24 protein-coding genes are annotated in these 25,000 nt (G+C 39.9%); 5 read left to right on the top strand and 19 right to left on the bottom strand.

From position 1 onward, the window contains the following. Positions 1–182: 182 nt before the first annotated feature. The 3 genes from E2P86_RS07860 to E2P86_RS07850 all read right to left on the bottom strand — a co-directional run bounded on the left by E2P86_RS07860 (position 183) and on the right by E2P86_RS07850 (position 3,555). Positions 183–1,496, bottom strand: a complete 1,314-nt coding sequence (locus E2P86_RS07860) for a phage terminase large subunit (protein WP_134432158.1) — start codon at positions 1,494–1,496, stop codon at positions 183–185. Further along, the gene (locus tag E2P86_RS07855; RefSeq protein ID WP_134432155.1) at positions 1,493–1,960 is read right to left on the bottom strand and encodes a terminase small subunit-like protein; all 468 of its coding nucleotides are present in this window, start codon (positions 1,958–1,960) and stop codon (positions 1,493–1,495) included. Before E2P86_RS07855 ends, E2P86_RS07860 begins: the two co-directional genes overlap by 4 nt. 299 nt (positions 1,961–2,259) lie before the next feature. Then, positions 2,260–3,555, bottom strand: coding sequence for a site-specific integrase (locus E2P86_RS07850; RefSeq protein WP_134432153.1), 1,296 nt, complete (start codon positions 3,553–3,555; stop codon positions 2,260–2,262). Positions 3,556–4,270: 715 nt separating this feature from the next. On the opposite strand from E2P86_RS07850, the gene E2P86_RS07845 reads away from it, so the two are divergent. Beyond that, on the top strand, positions 4,271–4,762 hold the full coding sequence (locus E2P86_RS07845; protein ID WP_159451833.1) for a helix-turn-helix transcriptional regulator: 492 nt from the start codon (positions 4,271–4,273) through the stop codon (positions 4,760–4,762). A gap of 315 nt (positions 4,763–5,077) precedes the next feature. Here E2P86_RS07845 and E2P86_RS07840 read toward each other — a convergent pair whose 3' ends face one another. Together E2P86_RS07840 and E2P86_RS07835 are read right to left on the bottom strand one after the other, a co-directional pair. Beyond that, complete coding sequence (locus E2P86_RS07840) at positions 5,078–7,246, bottom strand: peptidase domain-containing ABC transporter (protein WP_134432150.1); 2,169 nt, start codon at positions 7,244–7,246, stop codon at positions 5,078–5,080. A 20-nt stretch (positions 7,247–7,266) separates the two neighbouring features. Beyond that, positions 7,267–8,364 carry an HlyD family secretion protein gene (locus E2P86_RS07835; protein ID WP_085472868.1) on the bottom strand — a complete coding sequence of 366 codons (1,098 nt, stop codon included), beginning with the start codon at positions 8,362–8,364 and terminating at the stop codon, positions 7,267–7,269. Between the two features lie 330 nt (positions 8,365–8,694). Here E2P86_RS07835 and E2P86_RS07830 point away from each other — a divergent pair, with 330 nt between their 5' ends. Further along, complete coding sequence (locus tag E2P86_RS07830) at positions 8,695–9,345, top strand: rhomboid family intramembrane serine protease (protein WP_134432147.1); 651 nt, start codon at positions 8,695–8,697, stop codon at positions 9,343–9,345. Here E2P86_RS07830 and E2P86_RS18145 read toward each other — a convergent pair. Then, positions 9,342–9,482 (bottom strand): hypothetical protein, encoded by a 141-nt coding sequence (locus E2P86_RS18145; RefSeq protein WP_159451832.1) that lies wholly within the window; start codon positions 9,480–9,482, stop codon positions 9,342–9,344. The genes E2P86_RS07830 and E2P86_RS18145 overlap by 4 nt on opposite strands. A 164-nt stretch (positions 9,483–9,646) precedes the next feature. Between E2P86_RS18145 and E2P86_RS07825 the strand changes: the two genes are divergently transcribed. Further along, on the top strand, positions 9,647–9,937 hold the full coding sequence (locus E2P86_RS07825) for a helix-turn-helix domain-containing protein (protein ID WP_085472866.1): 291 nt from the start codon (positions 9,647–9,649) through the stop codon (positions 9,935–9,937). A gap of 190 nt (positions 9,938–10,127) precedes the next feature. On the opposite strand, the gene E2P86_RS07820 is transcribed toward E2P86_RS07825, so the two are convergent. Then, entirely contained in the window at positions 10,128–10,394 is a 267-nt protein-coding gene (locus E2P86_RS07820) for a hypothetical protein (RefSeq protein ID WP_085472865.1), read from the bottom strand. Between the two features lie 189 nt (positions 10,395–10,583). On the opposite strand from E2P86_RS07820, the gene E2P86_RS07815 reads away from it, so the two are divergent. After that, positions 10,584–11,306, top strand: coding sequence for an acyl-[acyl-carrier-protein] thioesterase (locus tag E2P86_RS07815; RefSeq protein ID WP_134432144.1), 723 nt, complete (start codon positions 10,584–10,586; stop codon positions 11,304–11,306). Positions 11,307–11,365: 59 nt separating this feature from the next. Here E2P86_RS07815 and E2P86_RS07810 read toward each other — a convergent pair whose 3' ends face one another. The 9 genes from E2P86_RS07810 to E2P86_RS07770 all read right to left on the bottom strand — a co-directional run bounded on the left by E2P86_RS07810 (position 11,366) and on the right by E2P86_RS07770 (position 21,729). Further along, the gene (locus tag E2P86_RS07810) at positions 11,366–11,992 is read right to left on the bottom strand and encodes a gluconate 2-dehydrogenase subunit 3 family protein (RefSeq protein WP_085472863.1); all 627 of its coding nucleotides are present in this window, start codon (positions 11,990–11,992) and stop codon (positions 11,366–11,368) included. An 11-nt stretch (positions 11,993–12,003) separates the two neighbouring features. Continuing rightward, entirely contained in the window at positions 12,004–13,431 is a 1,428-nt protein-coding gene (locus E2P86_RS07805) for a Gfo/Idh/MocA family protein (RefSeq protein WP_134432141.1), read from the bottom strand. 15 nt (positions 13,432–13,446) lie between these two features. Then, on the bottom strand, positions 13,447–15,129 hold the full coding sequence (locus E2P86_RS07800) for a GMC oxidoreductase (RefSeq protein WP_085472861.1): 1,683 nt from the start codon (positions 15,127–15,129) through the stop codon (positions 13,447–13,449). Between the two features lie 27 nt (positions 15,130–15,156). Continuing rightward, positions 15,157–16,404: an MFS transporter gene (locus E2P86_RS07795; protein ID WP_085472860.1), complete on the bottom strand. Its 1,248-nt coding sequence runs from the start codon at positions 16,402–16,404 to the stop codon at positions 15,157–15,159. An 80-nt stretch (positions 16,405–16,484) separates the two neighbouring features. Beyond that, positions 16,485–17,402 (bottom strand): hydroxypyruvate isomerase family protein, encoded by a 918-nt coding sequence (locus tag E2P86_RS07790; RefSeq protein ID WP_085472859.1) that lies wholly within the window; start codon positions 17,400–17,402, stop codon positions 16,485–16,487. Positions 17,403–17,420: 18 nt separating this feature from the next. Next, positions 17,421–18,377: an FAD:protein FMN transferase gene (locus tag E2P86_RS07785; protein ID WP_240775598.1), complete on the bottom strand. Its 957-nt coding sequence runs from the start codon at positions 18,375–18,377 to the stop codon at positions 17,421–17,423. Between the two features lie 33 nt (positions 18,378–18,410). Further along, positions 18,411–19,724 (bottom strand): Gfo/Idh/MocA family protein, encoded by a 1,314-nt coding sequence (locus tag E2P86_RS07780; protein ID WP_085472857.1) that lies wholly within the window; start codon positions 19,722–19,724, stop codon positions 18,411–18,413. Between the two features lie 28 nt (positions 19,725–19,752). Beyond that, positions 19,753–20,736 (bottom strand): formylglycine-generating enzyme family protein, encoded by a 984-nt coding sequence (locus tag E2P86_RS07775; RefSeq protein WP_134432135.1) that lies wholly within the window; start codon positions 20,734–20,736, stop codon positions 19,753–19,755. Between the two features lie 81 nt (positions 20,737–20,817). Continuing rightward, entirely contained in the window at positions 20,818–21,729 is a 912-nt protein-coding gene (locus E2P86_RS07770; RefSeq protein ID WP_134432132.1) for an AEC family transporter, read from the bottom strand. A 101-nt stretch (positions 21,730–21,830) separates the two neighbouring features. Here E2P86_RS07770 and E2P86_RS07765 point away from each other — a divergent pair, with 101 nt between their 5' ends. Further along, positions 21,831–22,985, top strand: a complete 1,155-nt coding sequence (locus E2P86_RS07765) for an acyloxyacyl hydrolase (RefSeq protein ID WP_134432130.1) — start codon at positions 21,831–21,833, stop codon at positions 22,983–22,985. A 38-nt stretch (positions 22,986–23,023) separates the two neighbouring features. Here the strand turns inward: E2P86_RS07765 and E2P86_RS07760 are convergent, their stop codons facing one another. The 3 genes from E2P86_RS07760 to E2P86_RS07750 all read right to left on the bottom strand — a co-directional run bounded on the left by E2P86_RS07760 (position 23,024) and on the right by E2P86_RS07750 (position 24,991). Next, positions 23,024–23,581, bottom strand: a complete 558-nt coding sequence (locus tag E2P86_RS07760; RefSeq protein ID WP_085472853.1) for an NADPH-dependent FMN reductase — start codon at positions 23,579–23,581, stop codon at positions 23,024–23,026. A gap of 138 nt (positions 23,582–23,719) precedes the next feature. Beyond that, positions 23,720–24,439 carry an AAA family ATPase gene (locus E2P86_RS07755; RefSeq protein ID WP_134432127.1) on the bottom strand — a complete coding sequence of 240 codons (720 nt, stop codon included), beginning with the start codon at positions 24,437–24,439 and terminating at the stop codon, positions 23,720–23,722. A 12-nt stretch (positions 24,440–24,451) separates the two neighbouring features. Then, positions 24,452–24,991: a GNAT family N-acetyltransferase gene (locus E2P86_RS07750; RefSeq protein WP_134432125.1), complete on the bottom strand. Its 540-nt coding sequence runs from the start codon at positions 24,989–24,991 to the stop codon at positions 24,452–24,454. Positions 24,992–25,000 lie beyond the last annotated feature (9 nt).

The raw sequence follows: 25,000 nt of genomic DNA, 5'->3' as shown, positions 1-25,000 counted from the left end.
TGTTTGACAACTTTATTAATCCAACCATACAAGCAGCCGAAACCACCAAAAACGCAACTCGCGCAACGACACCCCAGTAGCTAGGATCAATCCCCATCATTATGAAGGATATAAGGAGATAGCCTACCAATATGGACACGGCCAACTGAATCGTTATTATTATTACTCTTGCTTTATCCATATTATGCAACTGAAAACTCAAACTTAAATCTATACTCAAACCACATCCGCATCATTATCATATCCGAATAATCGGGAGAACGTCCTAATAGTTCTTTCACTACATCCTTAGGCAGCACCTGTTTCTTTCCATCCTTATCCATGTTATGCTGCTTAACCTGCTCTAACTCTTGGGTGATGATATCCCTTATACTTCCATCCTCACATTCAACATATAGACCTGAATCGTTTATAAGCTTCGCAAGAGCGAAATACATCTGACTCTTTAGGTTCATATAATTTTCCGGCTCCTTCGTCTCTGGGTTATCAAGAGGCTTGCTGTTATTAACAAACCCATTGCATCCCAGTATGTCCACTACTCCACCACCCACTCCGTCTTCATCGACAATAACATCGGACATCGGAATCATATAAAAATCAGCGAGGTTTTTAATCCTTTCAGCCGCTTCCGTCACACTGTTTTTCCCGTATTCTACAATCTTTACTAGCCTAAATCCATCCCAAACACCAATGACTGTCTTATCACGGCCAAACCTCGCTATATCAGCTGTGATGAACTTAGAACCACCTACAACAAAAGAGTTGGTGTATATGTCCTGTATCTTTCTAAAATCGATAAGAGCGGCCGGATCATCGTCATATTCCCAGTTCCCGTAGTAAAGCCTTTGTTTACTGTTCTCGTCTAGTTGTCTAAGCGATTCTAGATAACTATCTGGTAAATGTGGGTTATCAGTAGGTAATGCTTGAATGAACCTCCTATAACCAGGCAATTCCTTTTTCTTGAAAGGATGGTAGAACTTAGAGTATGTCCAGTTCTTAGCAGGGTTACAGCTTCCAAGCAGCTTTGGTATTAGTCCGAACTCATTTAACTTGTATCGGATCCGGGACTTTACTATCTGCCATGCTTTATAAACGATTTGGTTACATTCATCTATAAATGCCCCTGTAATCTCTAGTGAACCAAGACTATCGAAATTCTTATCAGATGGATACAGGAACAGGTCCTTTAGGATTATCTCACTGCCATTATGGAAATAGATAGCGCTATCCTTGTCGTTGTAGGTATACTGTCCAGTAACCCCTAGTTTTGCAGCTACATCAAAGAACGTATTTAACGTAGTTTCCTTTAAGGTCTTTAACTTAGACCGCCCCATGAGCCAACGAGTACCTGGATACTGTTGACACATTTCAATAAGCCACATACAGCCAAAAGCTGATTTACCACCACCGGCAGCACCACCGTACAGTATCTCATTGGTAACGTTATCCCGTAGGTACCATACCGCATTCTCTTGCTTTGGCAGTAGCTTTATCATTCATCCTCCTGAGGTTTTACACCTGCCCCTAGACTAATGATGTTAGTTACGACCTTTTCACCATCACTGGTGATATCAACCTTATCCCCGTACTTCTTCGGATTCATCTTTGATAAAGCCCACTTACGTGTATCAACTCTTAGTCTGCTACGCTGTACAGCTTCACCCACGATCCTCATTTTGCCTTCTTCGGTAAAATCAACATCCGCATTGGATTCGTCTGATATTTCTATAATTTCATCAAACATAGACTCAGCTCTAACCGACATAGCGCGCGCGTACTGCTTCTCCAATTCCTGATCTTCACCTACCCACTTAAGGAATACTCCCATGGACGGTAAAACCTCCCTATCTGCATACATGAGAATTGAACGCAAACTATCCCCCTCACATATCCTTTGAATGATTGTGTCAATTGCTGTTTGCTTCTTATCCTCTACCCATGTTTCCGGTCTACCTGCCATTGCTAAAATAAAGCTAAATATTTTATCAAAAGTAGCTAAACAATTTTAGCAAACAAAAGAAAAACTAAATTCTATATCAAAAAGAAACCCCGACTCTTGTAAAAGAATCGGGGTTGGGGGTTGAAGTAACTGCTACTACCCATTCGCAACATTTACTCGTGTCAAAAATACATTTAAATACGAAGCAAATTTTACGGGAAACCGTAACAACACAACAAACACTACATCGTCAAGTATCGAAATCTTTCGCTATCAGATTGTAATAATAAAATTATGAATACCCAAATATAGTAAAAAACTTACTTCTCCCACGCCGACAACAAAGCAACCTTCGCCCTCTTTTCTGTTATGTTGACGTAGCGCTTAAAGCTCTTGTAGTCTTTATGTCCGGTGATCCTCATTACTTCCTCTGCTTGCATGCCAAGCTCTAGAGAAAGGGTTACAAAGGTTTTGCGGGCTACGTGTGCAGTTATCATTTGATACTTGGGCCTATATTCTACGACCTCCTTTACTCCACTAAAACGCACCTTTTCGATTACCTCATCAATCTTAGCTAATTCGCATATCTTTTTTATAACATCATTGAATTTTCTAGCACCACACATAGGGAATACAAAATCGGAATTATTAGAATGATACTTTTTGATCAGACACTTTGCTTTTTTAGTAAGAGGCACCGTTTGTAGATTCTTTGTTTTGGTTATTGTCATCCGCAAGAATCCGTCCTTTATGTTTGTCTTGTTTAATTTACTAAAATCCGAATACCTTAACCCAGTATAGCAAGCAAACAAAAACACATCACGAACAAGATCATATAATCTGTTTCCAGAAAGGTCTAAAGATTCTATTTTTTTAAGCTCATCCATGGTCAGGGCCATCACTTCAGTTTCCTCCGCAGACCATCCGAAGTCTTGATAACTAGGATTAACATCATAGCCCATTTTCCTTGCTTTGGATATAAATCCCCTTATGTGCTTTATTCTTCTGTTTATTGTTGAATTGAACAATCCTAAGCTATTCATGTACTCAGCCACACCCTTCATGTATCCGTAATCAATTTCGCTTATTTTAAAGCTTCTGTTTATTGATAATTCATAATCAGCAATCATATTTTTCACTGTCGTATACACATCCAAAGTACTATTTTTCGTTTTACCTTTGTGGTTTTCCAGGTGGTCATTTATAAAGCCAACAAGCATCGGTTTATCATTACTCTGAACTTGCGTAGGATCATGCCTAAGCCCCTTAATAATATCCTTACTAGTAAACACTTCTAACTTAGATTCGATGTCTTTAATCTCCAGCTCTAGCTCGTTCATAAGAGATAATATTTCAACAACTTCATTCGTTGAGCAAAAAGAAGTGTACTTGATATTGGGATTAACCTTTTTCGCAATTGCTTTACTTAAGAAAATTGGCTGCTTATCATCATCGTCCCAGTTGTCGGGCAATATCGATTTCCCTGTAAAATATTCAGCTGGCGCACCTTTATAGGAATACCTCAAGTAGATCGGAGCATAACCTTCTTTACTAAGCCTATTAGACTTCAAAATGAAACTAACAGTACCTTTTGTTATCTTTTTTCTCTTAGACATTGGTCACGATTTTGGTCACGATTTTATCAATCACAAATATACTAAAACATACTAATATTTTTAGCTTTCTTTGTTTATTCATATTTAAAGCGACTTTTAGTAAACTTCATTTATTTGTGGTATAATAAAATATAGTCCCCGGGGCTCTTGACGGATTTTTATGGAAACCGGGCTTGGGTAAGTCGTAAATCAAAAACTACAAAAAAAAGGAACTCCCTTCATGTATAACACAAGACAATACAGATTGTCAGCAAAGACCCCCAGCGGACGTCCTGTATTGCTTGTGTATTTTAAAATACGCTTGGACTTCGGATACGAAGACTTACCAAAGCGGAACTATAACACGTACCGCAATGATAAATCTAACTTTCATGGGTAATTTCTTTCCATCACTTCGTATACTCATCCCATAAATCAAAGAGCTTAATCTGCTACCTATATATAGCTGTTTAACCACACTGTTTATATTGTGCCCCTACGCCCTATCGGTTATCATTCAAGCTTACAATACTGTATTATATTGAACGTAGGTAAAAAGACATTGTATAGCAGACGCACATTATTTGGTTACTTTCTGATAGCCCACTAATTCAAATATAGGCAATTAGAAACATATAGACAAATAAAAATAAAATAAAACACAACATTAATTGCACATTAATATATTATTATTTTCCTTTACTATTTTTGCGCAAAAAAACTATTTATTTGCTTTGTGTCAAACTACAACAAAGAAACGCTCCTTCGTATTGGTAAGCTTCTCAAAAAACATCGTGAAGAACGTTCGTTCTCACAAGGCGATGTCGCCACCATGACCGGCTTAACCATCACGACCATTTTTTCCGTTGAAAAGGGTCGAGGTACATCGCTGAGCAATTTTTTGTTGATTTGTCAGGCATTAGGTATCCAACCACGTGATATTTTCGTAAAAGATCTTGTTCTCACACCACCTTTTGAAGCCCCTCCTGGGGCCGGGTACCGCAATGAGACAGCCCGTAAACTAGATGAACTGGTATATTCAAACTTTTTTGACACACCAAAACGTGTTTCCGACGTATTAAGAGAGTTGGAAATCGACAAAAAAGACAGTAACAAATTCTCTGTTTACTTAACAGCGTACTGTAAAGAAGGTGCTTTGGAGTATGTAAAAGAGAAAAACATCAAAAAATATAGCAGAAAAAAATCCGGTAAGGCGAAGATTAAGTAAAAAGTGTCAAAGTCTAGTTGATTTTGTGTGCGTTTTGCCCTGATCAGTAATGGTCATAAAAAAGGAGGTGTTGAACGGACACCTCCTTAAAAGTAAATTATTTTTACCCATAAAAATAAATCACATCATATTTGAAAGAAATCGCTTCTAGATGGCCGAGTATGTTTACATCTACGCACTAAGATCCAAACCTTTTCGACACTTGCGTTTCTATAATACGCGCTTTCAACATTACAAAGATGCGAAGCCGGCAGAACTCTCACCACAACTACAGGTTATATTTTCATTTTTTTGAAAAAAAATTGAAATAACGACCTACCCACCAAGGTTTACCAGCTGCTTCTCCCACATTTTTTTGTACAAAGAATCATACTTCATTAACTCGCTGTGTGTCCCCTGCTCTGCAATCTTGCCCGCATCAAGAACCATGATGCAATCTGCGTGAGCAACGGTGCTCAACCGATGTGCAATAACGATCATTGTTTTGCCCGCATCTCTAAAGGACTGGAGCGTTTGTTGTATAACCTCCTCCGATGCAGAATCAAGCGAAGAGGTCGCTTCATCCAATATGAGTACTTCAGGATTTCGATATAGAGCTCTTGCAATTGCGATGCGCTGCTTCTGCCCACCGGAAAGCAAAGCTCCGTTCTCCCCTAAGTAGGTCTGAAAACCACTTGGTAGCTTTTCAATAAACGGAAGGATTCCCAATTTTTTGGTGATGTCGATGATACGCTGTAGATTTGGAAAATCTTCGCCTAAAGCGATGTTATCTATAATATTTCCAGAAAATAAATCAATTTGCTGGGGGACGACCGAAACCAGCTTACGCAACGAGTAATTAGAAAGGTAATTGATATCATAATCACCAATAGTTATTTTTCCACTATTGAGGGGATAGAGATTTTGGATTAAAGCGGAGATTGTGGTCTTTCCTGAGCCACTTTCTCCGACAATCGCTGTTGTTTTCCCCTTTTCAAACGTACAAGAAAATGCTTTAAAAACTTCAATACGGGAGCCGTAACTAAAAGAAACTTGGTTAAATACGATATCGCCCATCCCTTCGGGCGTAAGATCTAGTTTGTTTGTTGATTCTTCCCGCTCCAGATCCATAATCTCAAACAAACGATCCGAAGCTATCATCGCATTTTGAACGGTCTTATTCATCCCAATGAGCTGAGTGACAGGCCCTGTAAAATATCCGATCAATGCATAAAAAGAAAGCAACTCACCCGGCGTAATAATACGATCTATAACATACCGTGCGCCTACCCAAATCAAAACTATCGTGAAAATACGAGATAAAAAATCAGAAGACGATGTCGAGAACAAACTATTCATCACGGACCTGTATATGGTCTTTAAGAGTAAGGAAAATTTACTATCGGTCTTATCATTCGCAAATTGCTCGATACCAAATTGTTTAATTGTGCGCACCGCGTGCAGAGACTCCACAAGATGGGACTCCAATTCAGCTCCTTCTTCCATCATTCGTCTTTCTACCTTTTTATTGAGTTTGTTCGTTACCCAATACACTAAAAAGTAAAGTGGTATGACCAGCGCAATTATCAAAGCTAGCTTCCAGTAATAGGAAAACATTAAAGCAAAGGAAAAAAAGACAATAAAGATATTTACCACAATCTGGATTGCTGCATCGTTGATGAATGCCCGTATCTTTACCGCGTCATTTACACGAGAAATGATCTCTCCAACCTTCATGGTATCGAAAAAACGTTGAGGAAGACTCAGTAAGTGTTTATAATACCCCAAAATCAAATACCGATCAATCTGCTGCCCCGTTTGCAATACCATCACGCTTTTCATTCCTCCTATAAACAGTTGGAAAAGTAAAATAACGATCATAATCACAGAGAGAAGATTTAACAATCTCAAATTGCCATCCACCAAAACATAATCGGTTACCTTTTCCATGTAAATAGAAGTCGAAAGCCCGAGCAATGTATAGAATATGGCACCGATTAGTGCTTGAAAAGCGATCGATCGGTGTGGTTTTATCAGGTTCCAAAAGCGTTGATAAACCTGTGTCTTTTCGTTCCTTTGTTCAAAGTATACATTGGGTTCCATCAATATCAGGGCCCCGGACCATGCTTTATCAAACCTTTCTATCGATAGCTTTTCTATTTTTCCGGTAGCCGGATCCATATAGGTCACCTGACGTTTATCTACGTTGTAAAGAACAACATAATGAGGAACATTCTCTTTAAACTCGACGTGCGCTATGGCAGGTAAAGGTATACTTTTCAAAGCTGTAATCCCTCCTTTTACCCCTTTTGCCACAAACCCCATCGCGGTTAATCCTTGGATCATTCCCAATACATTTGTTCCACGCGTGTCTGTATGGCATAACTGCCTAATTTTAGCGATAGGCATCTGTAGGCCATAGAAAGCGGCTACTGACGATAAACAAGCGGCTCCACAATCGCGTACGTCATGTTGCTTTACCTTTGCATAATTTCTTTTGCCCATTCCGTTCGTTAGCTTAAGAGTTATTTATTGCTTGATGTATTACCAAGTGCAGGATTAAACCAATCGTCCACGCGATCAAACAGAAGTTGCCACAGCGTACGATCTAATAGGTAAAAACGCGCTACAAAACTATTTCCTTTACCAATTTTTGCTTGATAGCCATTACGCAGGGTCAATACATCCTGTTTCAGCTGACAACGAACCTTGAAGAAAGGTTCCGCCTGATCGGCTACTGAAACGTTGGGGTCAATATCTAGCACAACGGCCTCCACCATCCCCCACTGATTGTAATTATAGGTATCCATTTGCAAGCGCACTGCTTGTCCCGGGTGAATAAAACCAATATCCTTGGGTAAGACCAAACATTCGGCAATTAAATCATGATCCGGCGATAGATCGCCTAAATGCTGACCTTGAACAACCTGACCACCCGCCTGTAACCCTTTAAAATTAGTTAGACGTCCTGTTGCCGCCGCCGTCACGACATAGTTCTGGCTTTCTATGGAGAGGTCTTGTATATCTCCCTGCATCGTTGTGAGCCGTTGCTCAAGTTCTTGTTTCTTTCCCTGCCAAATAGCAGCTTGTTGTATAGGGATTGATTGGAATTGTTTACGGATTTGCTCATACGCATAATGACTTTTGTCATATTCGGCTTGCGAGATCACCCTTCGCTCAAAAAGCTGTTTGTTACGGTCCCGCTCTCGTTCGGAAAGATTAAGTTGCGTCTCTACTTCTGCCATTTTACCTTGCATAGCATATAGCTCCTGCCGATACTGTCCCGTACTTATCTGATTATACCTACCAGCCAACAAATGGTTTAGGTCTGAAACTTGTGCTTTTATTTCTCCCAATAATTGATTTTGATTGCTTTGTTTGTTCTGAAGACCTTCTGTGGTAACGACAAGCAGCGTATCCCCTTGTTGTACAAGTTGATTATTACGGCTTAAATTACTCTTTACGACTCGCCCCGCTACTAAAGAGATAACGGCCGTATTTTCATCTGCTGCTCGTATACTGCCGCGCGCAGCTGTTGTAATGGGTACCTTTATAAGCGGTAACGATACAAAGACTGCAACCACCAATAACAATAAACATATATATAGCGTTGACGCTCTCATGGAGAAGGTTAATTTGTTTACGTGAAAAGCCTTAAAAGTAGTAAAAATCGAGGGTAGTCCGGTGAATTCTGGATGAATTAATTTTTATTTTTCTTGCCGTGTAGCGATAAATATAAAAGGAGCGTTATTACTGTAATACCGATTACAATAATGAAATATGATCCCCTTGTCTCATTTTCACCTTTTGTGATTTTTTGAAAAACAAAAACTAAAAAACAAGGGTTAAATTGATTAAGTATGAAGACAAAAAAACAGCCTACAGATACTATAGGTTGGTTTTTTAAAAACTTCAACTTATCTTAATTCGATGAAAAACAACAATAAATAGGCATGTCAATATTTGATGTTCTACCGACTTTCCAAGAATCGCCTTGGACGTACATAATCGTACCTTTAATCTTTGTAAGTAGTATAATTGGCTTCTACTACAAACCCTATTTTTACAAGCTTGTACTGCATCCTTACGAAGTTTGCAGAGGTAAACGTTGGCATACACTGTTAACCTCTGCATTCGTGCATCGTAATTGGTGGCATTTGTTGTTTAATTTATTAGCTATTTACGTACTGACGTATGATGCCTATGAATGTGTAAAACAAATTTATGGCAAGAATGTATCAATATGTCTAAGCCCGATAATTTATATCGTGTTAATTACCATTCCAAATATTCTTCAAACCCTTCGTAAAAAAGAAAACTTTCTTTTTACGACCATGGGTGCATCAGGTTTATCATTTGGACTTTACGGATTTTCAGGTCTTTTTTTTCCTACAGAAACTGTAAGCAGCTTTGTACTTCCATTCGTAGGCAATTTTTTCTTCAACTGGCTCTCCCTACTTCTTATACTGTTTCTACTAACTCGCGTTCGTAAAACAACCAGTCAAAACGTATATCTTCACCTGTACGCCTTTTTATTCGGCGGCCTTCTAGCGTTTATTGTACGTCCAAATTCCTTTAAGGAAGTATTATCGCTTTTTATTTAACCTGTAACCAATGACCAAATAAAATCAACTAGATTTTTTTGTTTTTCATTTTCTCTTACTTCGCCACCACCATTGATCTGCGTTTGCTCTTCGATTGTCAATGCTGTTAATTCTACGTTTTCAAATTTCTTTTCCATGATGTTTTATCTTTAATAGTACACCACAAAAAACGATATAATAGCAAACTAGGGGTACAACTAAAAGTTGTATAGTAAAACTTATAGTATTATTGCTCATATATTTTATAACTTCAGGTAATATTCTTAGCTTTGTATTATCCGACTAAGTTACTTTATTACAAATGGCACAGGCAGAAATTGGTATTTACATCAGACAGAAAAGAGAAAGTTTGAGAATTTCGCAAGAGGCGGTAGCCTTTATGCTCGATATGTCGCAAGCTGCTTATTCGAAAATCGAACGAAACGAAACCAAGGTTAAGGTCGATCAAGTGTACAAAATAGCCGATTATTTTGGCGTTAGCGTATACGAGCTCTTGCCCCCTTCTTTGGCGAGTGACGTAACAAGTGAAAGCATTTTTGGTTTGGTATGGCACTCTATCAAAAGGCTATTTCTCAAATTTAAGCGAAGTTAACGGTACGAACCGATATTTCTCGCTTTTTTGGAAAAAAAACACGGCACCTACGTTTTATTTAACGTAGGCTAGGTATTTTGTAGCCTAATTTGTAACAGAAAATCCTTAAAAAAAGGAAAAGTAGACCTCGATCTCACAAAAAAAGGTAGAAATATTTCTATTCCTACCTTCACATTAATACTAAAATTCTCTATAGTGACACTTCAATTATTGCCTTTAAGGGAATCAATACGCCATTTTTAATCTGTACGTAGTTTTCTGTTAATGACCAAACCGTGGTCTCTACCCTTTTTGGTCCATCTTCCGTCTGGAAGACAATCGTCGTTTTTGACTTAAACTCATTTCCAAGACGTTGTGCTGCGGTAAGGATGTCATGCAGTACCAATGACCGATCTACATCTGCTGGAATAATTTTAAAATCCTGGATATGCTCCTTCTCAATAATCTGTCCTATCATAGTGCGTAAATTTAAGTTGACGTTCAAATACTATATCTCGAATCATCGATAGTTAAATATAAATTTAGTTACTGAATTTTCATAGATAACAACAAATTATTTACAATACTGTTATATTCACAGAATAGAATCAGAATGTCCAGTATCAAACAAAATAAATAGAGAACCATAATCTTTAAGATAGAAACTATGCAGCAAGCAATATATACGAAATCATTTACGCTCGACTTCACACACTGCTACGCCAATGGACTACTAAAATATAGTGCTTTAAGCAACATGCTTCAACTTACGGCTGCCGATCATGCAGAAGAGTTGGGCTTTGGTTACTTAGAAATGGCAAAAGCACACCAATCCTGGGTACTCAGTCGAATCAGATTTGAAATCGAAAAATTACCCCGCTTTTTAAGTAAAATAGAGGTGCAGACATGGATACATGATTTTCAGGGTAACCGATCCACACGTGAATTCGAAGTATCGGTAAACGGAAAAAAGATGATTGGTGTAACAAGCTTTTGGGCCGTCTTTAACACCAAAGAGCGAAAATCCGAACAGCTGAACAAGGAGATCGATCCAGACATTGTCCTAAAAGAAAAAACAGCTACACGTCTCCCCTACAAACGTATTGACGCCACCACACATTACGACCACAGTTTCGCCTATGAAACTAAGCTATCGGATTTAGATATTGTAAACCACGTAAATAATGTAAAATACACGGACTGGTGCTTAGACACACTAGATAGCGAGATGGTACTGGAGAAACCATTTCACGCGATCAATGTCAATTATATTAAAGAATTGCGTTTGGGACAAGCTGTTCAAATCAGACAACATATAAGTGATAGCATAATTAATTTTGCCATTACAAAAGAAGATCGAACCGTTTTTCTAATGGAAATAGAGCGATAGACTTTATTAAAAAAGGAGGCCTAGAGGCCTCCTTTTTTAATATTTACATCATGTAAAGCTTATGCGAAAGCACGATCACCTTTTTTATACGGGAAATTACCATCGTATCTGCCAGGAATCTTTACATACCGTAAAGCTTGTGTCATACCAACTTCGGAAGTAAAGAAGCCCGTAAGGGTAAGTTGCTTAAACATCTGGAAAAAGTGATTTGGCAATTGCTCAACATCTTCTTTTTTCTTTCCAGCTTTTTCAGCCTCAGCATAAAGTGCATCTTGTTTCTCACCACGTGTCTTTTGAAACTCTTTCGCTTCTTTATCGTAAGCATTCACAAATTTCAGTTTTTCATCTTTCGATAATTCTTGAAATTTCTTTCCAAACTCTTTCTTCGCGCGTTCATCCAAACCGGCAAAACCTTCTAAGAAAGCTTTCTGATCTTGTGGCGTATAACAATCGCGAATCATCACTGGTATAAATTCACCAACACCTGCTTCTTTTGCTCCTGGAGTCGACGTTTTAGGTAAAATAGCCTCTGCTAGATCTCCCAATAAGTCTGTATTTGTCTTATCAAACAACGCCGCTACATCTTTAGATGCCGATCGTGTACATCCTTCTAGAAACAAGTTTGCACCGATTACCGAACCACCAACAAGCATGGCGACACGTTGAATTGCTTCTCTTCTATTCATTTTAAATACTTTTAAATCGTATAATTAACCTCCCAGCCACTACGGTACTGGCGTTTCACAAATTGGTTGACTATATCAAAGTTAGTCACTTTCATCTGGTTATTATCCCATAACAATTTAAGATTTCGTCCAGGATACTTACCATCGATACGTAAATCAGCACCGCGAATAGCTAAATTAGCCATTAATAGAGCCTCCGTCAACGGTCCAGATATTTCAAAAGGTGCACTCACCTCTTTTTTACCATAACCAGCGATCGCAGCTTCCACCCACTGTCCATAATGTCCATTTGCTTTGCCTTCTACGCGTGCATATTTCTGTGCGACATTTGCTTTACGGCTCGTAGGTAACAGACGTGCATTATCGCCGTAGGTATCCGCAAGAATCTTGCCCTTCGTACCAATTAACAAAATACCATTTCCACCATCGCCAAACACTTCATTTGGTTCTAACTCATCTGGTCTTGCAGGCTGAATACCACCATCCATCCAATGAAGTGTTACTGGTCCTTGTGTTTTTGGCGTCTTAGGAAATGTCATTGTTACGTGGCTCGATGGCGGACAGCTTTCCGGATAATAAGCACGTTTGAACTCATCTGCATACACCGTTCCTACACTTGCTTGCACGTCCTGTAGATACTTCAGGCCTAACGTACTAAATGGTACTTCCAGTAAGTGACACCCCATATCTCCTAATGCTCCTGTACCATAATCCCACCATCCACGCCAGTTAAAAGGCACTAATTTCTCGATATAATCTTTGTTCGGAGCTGTTCCCAACCACAAATCCCAATCCAGTTCTTTTGGCACCTCGGCCGTTTGTTTCGGCCATGGAATACCTGAAGGCCATACCGGACGGTCTGTCCAACAATAAACCGTATGTACATCACCAATCAAACCCGCTTCATACCATTCCTTTATCTCACGAGGGCCATCATTGGACGCCCCTTGATTCCCCATTTGCGTTACTACCTTGTATTTTTTTGCAGCTTCCGTTAAAACGCGAGCCTCCCACACATCGTGAGTCAAAGGTTTCTGTACATAAACATGCTTACCTAATTGCATCGCCGCAAGTGCTTGGATAGCGTGGTTATGATCCGGAGAAGATACCGACACAGCGTCGATATGCTTATGCTCTTTATCCAACATTTCACGATAATCGCGATAGTACTTCGCTTTCGGGAAAGATTTTACGGATCCCGCTGCTCTACGGTCGTCTACATCACAGAGAAAAGCAATTTCAGCTTTTCCGCTCTTATGGAAAGAGGCAATATCACTTTGTCCTTTACCCCCCACACCAATGCCAGCAATCATAAGTTTGTCACTTGGCGCAACAAACCCCGGACCACCCAATACATGGCGCGGAACAATCATGAAACCGGCGGCAGCCAACGCTGCATGCTTAATAAAACTTCTTCTGGAGTTATCTGTTTCTTTCATAATTATAGCTGGTTATTAAAGGTTACCTTTTTTAAGTTCTTCAACAGCAAAGTTTACTGCACGTGCCGTCATAGCCATATAGGTAAGGGACGGGTTTACACAAGCTCCCGATGCCATCGCAGCACCATCGGTCACAAAAACATTCTTTGCATCCCAAACCTGGTTATGTTTATTTAATACCGAATTTTTCGGATCCGTTCCCATACGTGCCGTTCCCATCTCGTGGATACCTTGTCCGAAACCATATTCATTTTCAAACGTATACACATCCTTCACACCAATCTTCTCTAACATCTCTTTCATCTCTGCCGTCATATCGACGCGCATTTTCTTTTCGTTATCCTTGATTTCCATATCCATGGATAACACAGGCAAGCCCCATTTATCTTTTTTGTCTTTATCCAAGAAGATACGGTTTTCGTGATAAGGTAAAATCTCACCGAAAGCGGTAAAACCAATAGACCAATCACCTGCCTCAAGCATAGCGTCCTTCCAGTCGCCTCCAACACTCATTTCAGCGACCTCACCTTGCCAGCGTCCACGACTTGCTGCCCCTTGATAACCAAAACCGCGAACATAATCTCGTTTCTTGGTATCTCCTTCAACATTTACAAAACGTGGCACATATAAACCTGTTGGACGACGTCCAAAGATATATTTATCTTCGTAACCTTCCACACGGCCTCCAGCCCCTAAGCGGAAATGGTGATCCATTGCGTTGTGGCCCAGCTCACCTGAACTACTTCCCAATCCACCTTCCCAAACATCAGTTGCTGAGTTCATCAATACCCATGTGGAGTTAAAGGCAGAAGCACAAACAAAAATTACTTTTGCAAAGAACTCATAGGTCTTATTTGTTTCTGCATCAACAATCTCTACTCCTTTTGCCTTTTGTGTATCCTTATCATAGATAATTTTCGTCACGATAGAAAACGGACGAAGTGTCAAGTTTCCAGTAGCCACTGCAGGAGGCAATGTCGAAGATTGTGTACTGAAATATCCACCGAAGTTACAACCTAACCAACATTGATTTTGATACTGACAGTTAATACGGCCGTGGTGTGGTTTTGTAATATTTGCTGTCCGCCCCATGATAAAGTGACGTTTACCTCCATACTCTTGTTTCAAGCGGGCAGCTAGATCTTTTTCTACCACGTTGAAATCCATCGCAGGTAGAAAATCACCATCAGGCAATACAGCTAGCCCATCTCTGTTACCAGAAATACCAGCCCATTTTTCCGCGTAGCTATACCAAGGTGCCATATCCGCGTAGCGAATAGGCCAATCCGTACCGTGTCCATCTTTAGCATTTGCTTCAAAATCTAAATCCGAAAAACGGTAGCTCTGACGGCCCCACATTAAGGATCTACCACCAACATGGTATCCACGAAACCAGTCGAAACGTTTTGTCTCGGTATATGGGCTTTCTTTTTCATTCACCCAAAAATCAAGGTTTTTCTCATTCAATGGATAGTCCCGCTTAAGTACGGGATAATCAGCCTCCATTTGTTTGGTACGACCACCACGGTGCTCGTACTCCCACGTGTTTTTATTTGCGTGGTAATCTTTTACGTGTTCAACATTGCGACCACGCTCTAACATAATTGTTTTTAGCCCTTTCTCAGTCAGCTCTTTGGCTGCCCACCCCCCACTTATTCCAGATCCAATAACAATTGCATCATAAACATTATCTGCCATATCTCTTCTATATTAGTTTAGTTTGTTTTAATCGTTTACACTTTTTGTTTCTACTTTCTCGTCTTTAAACAAAACCAAGAAAATAATCAATACAACAAAAGCAATACCCGCAGGTACAATCCATGTCTGTTGCCAGAAGGCTGCTACATCTGTTGCTTTAATATCTTGATACTTCTCACCGATATACCCGGCTACCCAGAAACCGATCAGTTGTCCGATACCGTAGGTTGCTAACGTAATAAGTCCTTGTGCTGCACTTTTGTATTTAACACCAGCTTTGCTATCCGTATAAATCTGTCCTGATACAAAAAAGAAATCATAACAGATACCGTGTAAAGCAATACCTAAAATAAGCATGAAAGATAAGTCACTAGCATTTCCGTACGCAAACAATAAATAACGTACTACCCAGGCCAACATACCAATCATAATCGTTTTCTTGAAACCAAAACGTACAAATAAAACAGGAAGAAGGAGCAAGAAAACCGCTTCAGACACCTGACCTATCGCCATCTTTCCTGTTGCATTTGTCAAGCCAATTTCCACTAAAAACGAATTCGCATTTTGGTAATAGAAAGCAAGTGGAATACAGATTAGAATCGAAGAAACAAAGAAAATAAGGTAATTTTTGTCCTTCAACAGCTTAATGGCATCCAGACCTATCATAGAAGCAAAAGATGGCTTCTCATCTGCAGTAACCTTCACCGGAGGTGTTTTAGGAAGGATAAACGAAAATAATCCTAAAATCAAGGATGCGATAGATGCCATCAAAAAAGTGTTTTTCAATGCGCCTACAGCAGCTCCTTCAGCAGAATCCCAGCCTAGGAAACTAATCGTTAATCCGGCAATGATCCAACCTATTGTTCCCCATACACGAATACTTGAGAACTGCTTTTCAGGGTTCGTAAGCTGACGGAAAGATACCGAGTTTACCAGAGATAACGTTGGCATAAAAAGAATCATGTAGCTCAACACATACGGATAAAAGACGGTCACATCACTGGTATTATACATTTGGAACATTAAAAAAGCTCCAACTATATGCAAAATACCTAAGATACGTTCTGCATTGAAGTATCTATCAGCAATCATTCCAATGATAAAAGGCGCTATAATAGCTCCCAAAGACTGTGTTGAAAACACATTAGCAATCTCGTACTGAGAAGCTTTCAAATTTTGAATCAGGAACGTTCCCAATGTTACGAACCATGCTCCCCAAATAAAAAATTCGAGAAACATCATAAATGATAGTTTGAATCTTATTGATACTGACATTAGATTATAGGTTTATAAGAGATAAATATATCTACTTCTCACTAAATAAAAAAATTTTTGTTTCCTAAATTGGTTTGCGTTTAAAAGTTATCCACTTCACGATACGCTGCAACCAAAGCCTTTTCTCCTTCTACACCTGATTTAGACATACCGTGCTCCATACCTACAATACCGGTGTACCCTTTCTCTTTTAACCACTTAAAGACATTTTTATAATTGATTTCTCCTGTCGTTGGTTCTCGACGACCCGGATTATCACCGACCTGTACATATGCAATCTCGCTCCAACACAAATTCATTAGATTAATAAGATTACCTTCATTCTTTTGTTGGTGGTATGCATCGTAAAGGATCTTACATGATGGACTTCCCACCGCCTTACATATTTCGTACGTTTGATCGGTATAACGCAAAAATAGATCCGGCGTATCACTTAAAGGCTCCAACACCATGGTAACACCATGTGGTTCTAAGAGTTCAGCACCGCGCTTTAATCCTTCAATAACATTAGCTGTCTGTACACCGATAGGAAGGTTACGTTGATAATCCCCCGGCACAACAGTAATCCACTTCGCATTGACACGCTTCGCTATTTCGATTGACTGACGAATACCATTTAGAAAAATATCAACATGCTCTTTCTTTCCTGCAGCCAATGTATTCGCACCATTTCCTCCTTTAGGAACAACAAAGACGCCCATACGCATACCTAATTTCGCGAGCAGTTCGCCAACCTTTGTTTGGTCTTCTACCGAACGCCCCGGCATACCGTTATCTTCAATGCTACGAAAGCCTAGGTCATACATATACTTAATCTCATCTAAGAAATTTTTTCCTGCTGTTGCAGAAAACATGCCTTGATGTGGTGCATAATCTAGTTTAAACGTCGCATTTGTTGCGTTTTTTGTCAATTGCTCATTTGCCATAGTCTGGTTATTTAACAAAACTGTACTTCCCAACAATGCGGCCCCATTTTTAATAAAATCTGATCGTTTCATATTTGTTTATAAACTTGGTTACTCTTGAATATATTTTTTAAAACCGGTCGAAAATGCCTCCCGAAAGAGATCACCTTCCTTATAGATGATATATAACTCGAGGTTTCTAATGGAATTAGCTAACTTCAATCCTTCCGCAACAGGGAGTGCCATAAATACGTTGTCATATGCATCGGCATCCATCGCTGTCTCCGCGATCACGGTAACACTCGCAATATTATTTTGAAGTGGATAGCCGTCATATGGATTGATATGATGGTGAACCTTTTTCCCGTCCACATCAAATGCCTTTCGATAATTTCCAGAGGTCGTTACAGCTTTATTAAAAAGACTCAACACAAACGATGATTCTACATCCCCCTCCGGTCGCTCTATTGCTACTTTATAGGTCTCTCCCCCTTCTTTCCGACCTTTGGTTTTGATCTCTCCGCCCAACTCCACCATATAACTCGTTACATGTTGTTTATCCAGAAAACGAGCTAATACATCTACGGAATATCCTTGTGCAATACCATTCACATCAATCGATACTTCGTTCCTCTTTTTCAGCAATCGCTTTCCTTTGACCTTTAATTTATCCATCCCAACAAATTCCATCACACTATCAATCTGCCCTTGTGTCGGCCATTGGCGAATACGTTCAGGCCCAAAACCCCACAAGGAGACTAATGGCTTTACGGTAAGATCAAACATCCCTTTAGATTGCTTATTTATATCGAACGAGCGACGCACAACATCACGCATCATCCCATCCATTTCTATCTCGCGGGTCGTTGCCTTATTAAAGGAAGAAATCAAAGACTCTTTTTTGTATATAGACATCGATAAATCGATAGCGTGTAATATACTATCGATATCTTGTTTCTGGACAACCGCTGTAGGATGTTGATAAATAATCCTATAAGTCGTTCCTTGAGCCCTACCCTCCAAAAGGTATTTAGGTTGTTGCGCAAAAGCACAACAACCTAAACACAAAAAACTATATATCAAAAATAGTCTTATCAAAGCCTAGATATAAAGTTCCGTATTTTTGCCTGGCATTGGAACTGGGTACTCTCCCGCTGCATTAGGTAAAATCTTTGGCATCGCATCCCATGCGTATGTTGTCGGCATTAAGTCGACAGTAGATTCCAACGCTTTATCCCACTTAATTACTTTACCTGTATAACATGCAATGCGTCCAATAACACCAGTTAATGTACTGTATGCACCATACTCTGCATCGTTGAACTTATATTCTCCTTTAGCAATCGCTTCAAAAAGCTCCTTATGCTCTTGTTGATACGCATTAGGATTTCCTTTCGGGTCATGTCTGTAAATTTCGTTTCCTTTGGCATCCCATAATACCGCTTGATTACCAGCCGATAGATATACACGTCCTTTTGTACCTTGGAATGTTTCATCAACACGATTCGAAATCCCTTCGAAGTGACGACATTGACTATAAACTACTGAACCATCATCGTAGGTAAGCTCAATTGCGAAGTTATCATAAATCTCGCCGTATTCCTTCGCCGTTCTGTGCGCACGACTACCCGTTCCCTGGATTGAAACCGGATATTTACCTTTAACCCAGTTTGCGATATCAATATTATGGACGTGCTGTTCCACGATATGATCCCCACATAACCAGTTGAAATAATACCAGTTACGCATTTGGTATTCCATCTCCGTTTGTCCCGGTTTACGCGGGCGCACCCACACACCGCCACTATTCCAATATACTTGTCCAGAAACCACATCCCCAATAGCACCATCATGAATGCGTTTGATTCCCTCTCTATAGTTCGTCTGGTAACGACGTTGCAAGCCAACTACAACATTTAACTTTTTCGACTTCGCGATTTCCGCAGCAGCCAATACACGACGTACACCCGGGATATCTACCGCCACAGCCTTCTCCATGAAGACGTGTTTTCCTTGCTTCACCGCTTCTTCAAAATGTTGAGGGCGGAAACCCGGAGGCGTCGTTAACAACACGACATCCGCATCTTTAATAGCTTCTTTATAACCATCAAAGCCTACATACTTACGGCTATCTGGAACATCAACTTTATCTCCAAATTTTTCTTTTAATGTGTTATACGTTGAATCTAGATTATCTTTAAAAGCATCAGCCATAGCTACCAACTTGATATTTTGCCCGGAAGCAAAAGCATCAAAAGTTGCCCCTGTACCACGACCGCCACAACCAATTAATGCAATCTTGATTACGTCAGAACCAGCTGCAAAAACACTGCTTACGGGCGATGCCGCCAGCACTGTCGCGCCAGCTACGGCCGAACTGGCCTTAATAAATTCTCTTCTTTTTAAGCTTTCCATTGTACTTATGTTAGGTTTAGATAGTTTACTAAAAATCTTTAATCGGTGCTTTATCATAATAAGCCATAATTTCCTCGTGTGAAGGCGCTTTTGCCGGACGGACTAAACGGAGTCCTACAAATGGGGCTTCAGGAAACCACCAATTAGATTTAGGGATCTGTGGATCCAATTGTTTCCAAAAAGGATCAGACGCCAAACGCGAAGCCGATCTAAGGTCTGCGGGCTTGCTCTCAAAAGACCCACCACGCACACTATGCGGGTAAAGCGAGGTTGGTACTGAAACAGGGTTATCTGCTACTTTACCTTCAAATTGTTTATAGAAATCCTCTTTGTACTGATCAAAAGTCCATTCGGCAACGTTCCCGAGCATATCATATAAACCCCAGGCATTTGGTTTTTTCTTACCTACAACTGATGTTTGACCGTTACTATTTTCTGAAAGCCAAGCATAATCGTTTAACTTCGTAGCATCTTCACCGAAATAGTATTCCGAAGTTGATCCAGCACGACAAGCATATTCCCATTCCGCTTCCGTTGGAAGACGATAGAATACTCCGGTACGCACATAAAGCCACTTACAAAACTGAATAGCATTATAGTGAGTCATCGCTAAAGCCGGGTGCCCCTCTTTTCCCATACCGAAAGTCATATCCAGATACGGTTTAGTCGGTCGTGTCACTGCATCGACCTTATCACTTACTTTTCCATCTGTTGTTTTCGTTACTTCGAGATCCTTATAGACAAAAGGTTCGTATAAGTTCCAAGTAACCTCAAAGGTACTCATCCAGAAGGGGCTGATTTTAACTTTATGAACAGGTTTTTCATCTTGTTTTGCCGATTTCGCACTTCCCATAGCAAACTCTCCACCCGGAATCGCTTCCATGGAGAACTCTAAATCTGTACCCGTTAATTTCTGTACATAACGTGCATGTTTCTGCTGGCCGGTAGCCAAAAAAGAGGTCGCTAACAAGGCAAAAGCCAAACTCCCCTTTTTTACTAAGTTTATACTCATTAATCTAGACTTTATAAATTGTGGTTAAATATAGAAATTATAATGTTAAAAGTACACTAAGATAGTTTTGCAATAAATTAGTTACAAAAACGTTTGCGTAAGTACAAAAAAGCCCCAAGTGGTCAATAAGCCTAAAATGATACTGACCCCAATAATAGCATTTCCGAGCTTAACATTCAGTTTAAATTCTTGCAATACCATACTCGTGGCCACCAAACTGGGCATAGCCATTTCAAACGCGGTAATACGTACGACATCTCCTTTTAGATCTAGTAAATAAAAAAGAAGAACAAGGAGTGCTGGCCCTAAAAGAAGCTTATAGCATAACGATAAAGACATGGTTACCACTTCGGATCGATAAAATGTAAAGCTCATTTGCATGCCAATAGAAAAAAGTGCCAATGGAGAAACCGTCGATGCCAATTGATGGAAGAAGGGCGACAGCGTGTCTATATTTATGAAGCGAGGTATAGAGAGTGCGAGTAAACAGCCGATCAAGGGAGGAAAAGAAAAAACGCGTTTCGCTATAGGCCGAAAAGAAATCGCCCCTCTTGGACCTAGTCCGCCCCGTAGTGCAATAACAATACCTACAGTAGAAAGAAGCATAAAAGTAACTTGATCACAGATAATCGCCCAACGTACCTGATCCTCGCCGAAATAACTCGCTACAAGCGGAAAGCCGACAAAGGAGGTGTTACTCAATCCAGAGACAAGCATGAGCGTGTGCGCGGTCCGTTTAGACAAGCGCAAAAAACGCCCCAAAACCTTGACAAACATCACAGAGCCCAAAAGAATGAGCATCGGCGCAACCACCGCAACCAACAAGGTATTGTCCCATGCTAAAGTAGGCAGATACTTAAATGCTGTAGCTGGTAATCCAATATAAATTACCCATGTATTAATGGCTTTATAGCTATCCGATGGCACTAATTTAAAGCGCCTTACCAAGTAACCGGCAAGTAGACAAAATGCAATCATCAAAAAATTAAACATACCGGAGGTTTTTGTTGTTATGCAATAGAGAATGTGACTAAAATCATGCACTATGAAGACAGACACTCTCTTAAAATTTTGGTATTTTTGTGGCCAAATTTATGGAATATTACATCTTTACGTCGAAAAAATTACTATTTAGTATTTGTACAACCTTTATTTTTTTACAACAGGCTACCGCACAAGTGGACAGCACAATACGGAACACCCCTGTCCGAAACCCTTTGATCATCGAAATTGAAGTAGAAAATGGGGGTATCCTCGCCTCAAAAGAGGTCAAAAATACGACCTTTCAGAGCGCGTACTATAATGGTGTAAACCTGAAAGTGGGTTGGAAGATTCAAAAGTCGGATGATCAATACTTTAAACTCTATAACAACCCCATTTACGGGATTGGTTTTTATAGTAGTACTTTCAACACGGAAATATTGGGTAGTCCTTATGCCATTTATGGTTTTGTACAAACGCCATTTGGAAACCTTCATAATAAAAAATGGGAGTTCGATTACCGCATAGGGCTGGGAATATCAGGTAATTTTAGACCGTATGATGAGGAAACAAACCCCTTGAACCTTGTTATCGGAGCTAAAAACAATGTCTATATCGATCTAGGCATTCGGGCACAGTATAAACTCACACCGGAATGGCGCACAGGAGTAGGTTTGGCCTTCCACCATTTTTCTAATGGTGCATTAAAGCTACCGAATAAAGGAGTGAACCTATTTCCATTAACGGCTTCCCTGACCTACCAACCTGGAGGCGGCTCCGTTCTACCCGATAAGCATGATATAAAAGCGTACACAGATAAATTATATATACACCTAAACTATGGCGTTGGCTGGAAGCAGATCGAGCGAGACCGTGATCGTCGCTTTTTTAAATCTACTTTTAGTACCTATGTGAGTAAGCATGTTTCTCACAAATGGCGTATGGGAGGAGGTTTCGACGTGTTTTACTCTGCGTCTGGCAATAACGATGATATAGCTGGCGATGAAAAAGGGAAACTGAGTGCAAAACTATCAGGTGGGCCATCCTTCTACCTCGTGCATGTGCTCAATAACGACCTCGTTCTTAATGGTAACGTAGGCTATTACGTACACAAACAAGAGTTTAATGGAGAAATTCAACGAATTTTTCTTCGAGCTGGAGCGCGCTATTACGTCTATAAAAACTTAAATGCCGGTGTGTCTATTAAGGCCCATAAAGGTAAAGCAGATTTTATTGAATGGACCGTGGGATACACGTTAAATAGATAAAGAAGAGGGGTTGCGTCATTTAGATCAACCCCTTTTAATTACGCTACAATTTCTTTAAACCAAGTGATGTAAGCATCCACAGCTCCCTTCAAATAGTCCACCACACGTTTATCTGTAATATTACCGGCTTGGTCTATACACTGATGTATATTGGCTAAATACACTTCTGGTTGTTGCATGGTTGGCATATTGAGAAAGACCAAACTTTGCCTTAAATGATGATTTGCACCAAAACCAGAAAGATTACCTGGAGCATTACTAAATACGGCTGCTGGTTTGCCATCCCATACACTTTTACCATAGGGTCGGGAACCGACATCAACGGCATTTTTTAGCACGGCTGGCACCGACCGATTATACTCCGGTGTCACAAAGATAACCCCATCCACTCCACGTATAGCCGAACGAAACACAATAAAAGACTCAGGAACCCTGTCGTGGTCATCAAAATCTTGGTTGTACATATCTAAATCAGCTATCGAAATAATCTTAAACGAAAAGCCTTTAGGTGCCATCTCAAGGAGTAAATTGGCGACTTTCTTTGAGAATGATTCTTTTCGTAAGCTACCTGCAATTATGCCTATTGTTTTATTCATGATTCTTTTATTTAGTAAAACGTGCGTTAACTTCTGCTAATGCACCTACTTACCATAACAAGTATTCCCGTACACTTGTTTTGCTCCGTAAACAAAACACTCCCGATTTCATCACAAAATATAAACCATTACTAGATATTAACCAATCAGTTCAGAAACGTTATCTAAACGATCAATAAGTTTCTTTTTCAGCTGCGTAAATGCCTTATCCTTCGCCTCTGCATAGGATATATTATACGTCCGATCGATATACTGCATATCCTGCGGAAAAGTCTGCAACAAGTCGTCATAATATTGGTCCAATTCAACCTCACCAGGCATGCTGTAAGTAATTTTAACCTGAAACCGTCGCAGTAAGGCGTGATCGATAATTTCTACGTGATTGGTCGCACAGATTAATAAAGCTTTTTCTGGGAAATAATCTATAAGCTGTATCAGTGTATTTACCAGGCGCCTCATTTCCCCAACATCTTTATCATCACTCCCACGCGCTTTCCCGATCTGATCAAATTCATCTAGAAATAAAATGGCGCGATCTCGTGCCGCTTTGTCGAAAACAGCTTTTAAATTCTGGGAGGTCTCACCTATTCGAGCCGAAACAATCTGGCTTAAATTCAAAATAAACAAAGGCTTACCCAAAGCATGAGCGATTGCTTTCGCTGTTGTCGTTTTACCACAGCCTGAACTCCCGTATAGTAACACCTTATTGTTTACAGGAAGCCCGTATTGCTGCAATTCTGCTACATATTGATTTTCCTTAATCAATTGTGTTATTGCATTCCTGTTTTCAGCACTTAACACCACATCCGCTAAAGGGATTTCACTCTTGTCACTAATTAAAAAATCTGCAATATTCATTCTCTCTCTCTTTTACATCGGTCTATTTTCCCAGTCCTCTTTTTCGATCTGATATACAAAATTAAGCCGTGAAGCCTCACCGAAATAGGCAACAACTTCCTCTTTAATCTTTTTTGCAGAAAGTCTCTCCATAGCGATTTGCGAACGCTTGTTCTCTGCACCAACATGGAAATACACAGCGGACACAAACCTAAATGCATAGTTTAACATCAGCGTTTTAACTTCCTGATTTATACCTTTACCCCATGATTTTAAACCATAAAACGTATACCCAATAAATATACTATCCGTTTCTTCATCGTAATTATAAAACCGACTACTTCCCAACACCGCGCCACTATCCTTATCCAGCACTTTGAAAGCCCCATTACTCGCTAGTGCTCCAGTAAAGAAGTTACGAAAAACAGACGCTTGCCACCTGTCTTTATTGGGATGTTGTTCCCATATCAGCGGGTCTGAAGCGACAGCATATAAAGATTCAAAGTCGTCCGCAAGCAGCGGTTCAAGCACAACTTTATTTCCCGTCAGCGTAGGTTGTTTATTAAAGTCCATTATAAAATT

Origin of the sequence: Sphingobacterium psychroaquaticum (assembly GCF_004421025.1) — a bacterium.
GTDB classification, from domain to species: Bacteria; Bacteroidota; Bacteroidia; order Sphingobacteriales; family Sphingobacteriaceae; genus Sphingobacterium; species Sphingobacterium psychroaquaticum.
Note: the sequence above shows the minus strand (reverse complement) of the source record. Positions and strands in the feature narration are given on the sequence as shown.

What these genes read in the sequence shown, in the direction of transcription:
- E2P86_RS07860 (WP_134432158.1), bottom strand. Translation starts at nt 1,496, where the DNA reads ATGATAAAGCTACTGCCAAAGCAAGAGAATGCGGTATGGTACCTACGG.
- E2P86_RS07855 (WP_134432155.1), bottom strand. Translation starts at nt 1,960, where the DNA reads ATGGCAGGTAGACCGGAAACATGGGTAGAGGATAAGAAGCAAACAGCA.
- E2P86_RS07850 (WP_134432153.1), bottom strand. Translation starts at nt 3,555, where the DNA reads ATGTCTAAGAGAAAAAAGATAACAAAAGGTACTGTTAGTTTCATTTTG.
- E2P86_RS07840 (WP_134432150.1), bottom strand. Translation starts at nt 7,246, where the DNA reads ATGGGCAAAAGAAATTATGCAAAGGTAAAGCAACATGACGTACGCGAT.
- E2P86_RS07835 (WP_085472868.1), bottom strand. Translation starts at nt 8,364, where the DNA reads ATGAGAGCGTCAACGCTATATATATGTTTATTGTTATTGGTGGTTGCA.
- E2P86_RS07830 (WP_134432147.1), top strand. Translation starts at nt 8,695, where the DNA reads ATGTCAATATTTGATGTTCTACCGACTTTCCAAGAATCGCCTTGGACG.
- E2P86_RS18145 (WP_159451832.1), bottom strand. Translation starts at nt 9,482, where the DNA reads ATGGAAAAGAAATTTGAAAACGTAGAATTAACAGCATTGACAATCGAA.
- E2P86_RS07825 (WP_085472866.1), top strand. Translation starts at nt 9,647, where the DNA reads ATGGCACAGGCAGAAATTGGTATTTACATCAGACAGAAAAGAGAAAGT.
- E2P86_RS07820 (WP_085472865.1), bottom strand. Translation starts at nt 10,394, where the DNA reads ATGATAGGACAGATTATTGAGAAGGAGCATATCCAGGATTTTAAAATT.
- E2P86_RS07815 (WP_134432144.1), top strand. Translation starts at nt 10,584, where the DNA reads ATGCAGCAAGCAATATATACGAAATCATTTACGCTCGACTTCACACAC.
- E2P86_RS07810 (WP_085472863.1), bottom strand. Translation starts at nt 11,992, where the DNA reads ATGAATAGAAGAGAAGCAATTCAACGTGTCGCCATGCTTGTTGGTGGT.
- E2P86_RS07805 (WP_134432141.1), bottom strand. Translation starts at nt 13,431, where the DNA reads ATGAAAGAAACAGATAACTCCAGAAGAAGTTTTATTAAGCATGCAGCG.
- E2P86_RS07800 (WP_085472861.1), bottom strand. Translation starts at nt 15,129, where the DNA reads ATGGCAGATAATGTTTATGATGCAATTGTTATTGGATCTGGAATAAGT.
- E2P86_RS07795 (WP_085472860.1), bottom strand. Translation starts at nt 16,404, where the DNA reads ATGTCAGTATCAATAAGATTCAAACTATCATTTATGATGTTTCTCGAA.
- E2P86_RS07790 (WP_085472859.1), bottom strand. Translation starts at nt 17,402, where the DNA reads ATGAAACGATCAGATTTTATTAAAAATGGGGCCGCATTGTTGGGAAGT.
- E2P86_RS07780 (WP_085472857.1), bottom strand. Translation starts at nt 19,724, where the DNA reads ATGGAAAGCTTAAAAAGAAGAGAATTTATTAAGGCCAGTTCGGCCGTA.
- E2P86_RS07775 (WP_134432135.1), bottom strand. Translation starts at nt 20,736, where the DNA reads ATGAGTATAAACTTAGTAAAAAAGGGGAGTTTGGCTTTTGCCTTGTTA.
- E2P86_RS07770 (WP_134432132.1), bottom strand. Translation starts at nt 21,729, where the DNA reads ATGTTTAATTTTTTGATGATTGCATTTTGTCTACTTGCCGGTTACTTG.
- E2P86_RS07765 (WP_134432130.1), top strand. Translation starts at nt 21,831, where the DNA reads ATGGAATATTACATCTTTACGTCGAAAAAATTACTATTTAGTATTTGT.
- E2P86_RS07760 (WP_085472853.1), bottom strand. Translation starts at nt 23,581, where the DNA reads ATGAATAAAACAATAGGCATAATTGCAGGTAGCTTACGAAAAGAATCA.
- E2P86_RS07755 (WP_134432127.1), bottom strand. Translation starts at nt 24,439, where the DNA reads ATGAATATTGCAGATTTTTTAATTAGTGACAAGAGTGAAATCCCTTTA.
- E2P86_RS07750 (WP_134432125.1), bottom strand. Translation starts at nt 24,991, where the DNA reads ATGGACTTTAATAAACAACCTACGCTGACGGGAAATAAAGTTGTGCTT.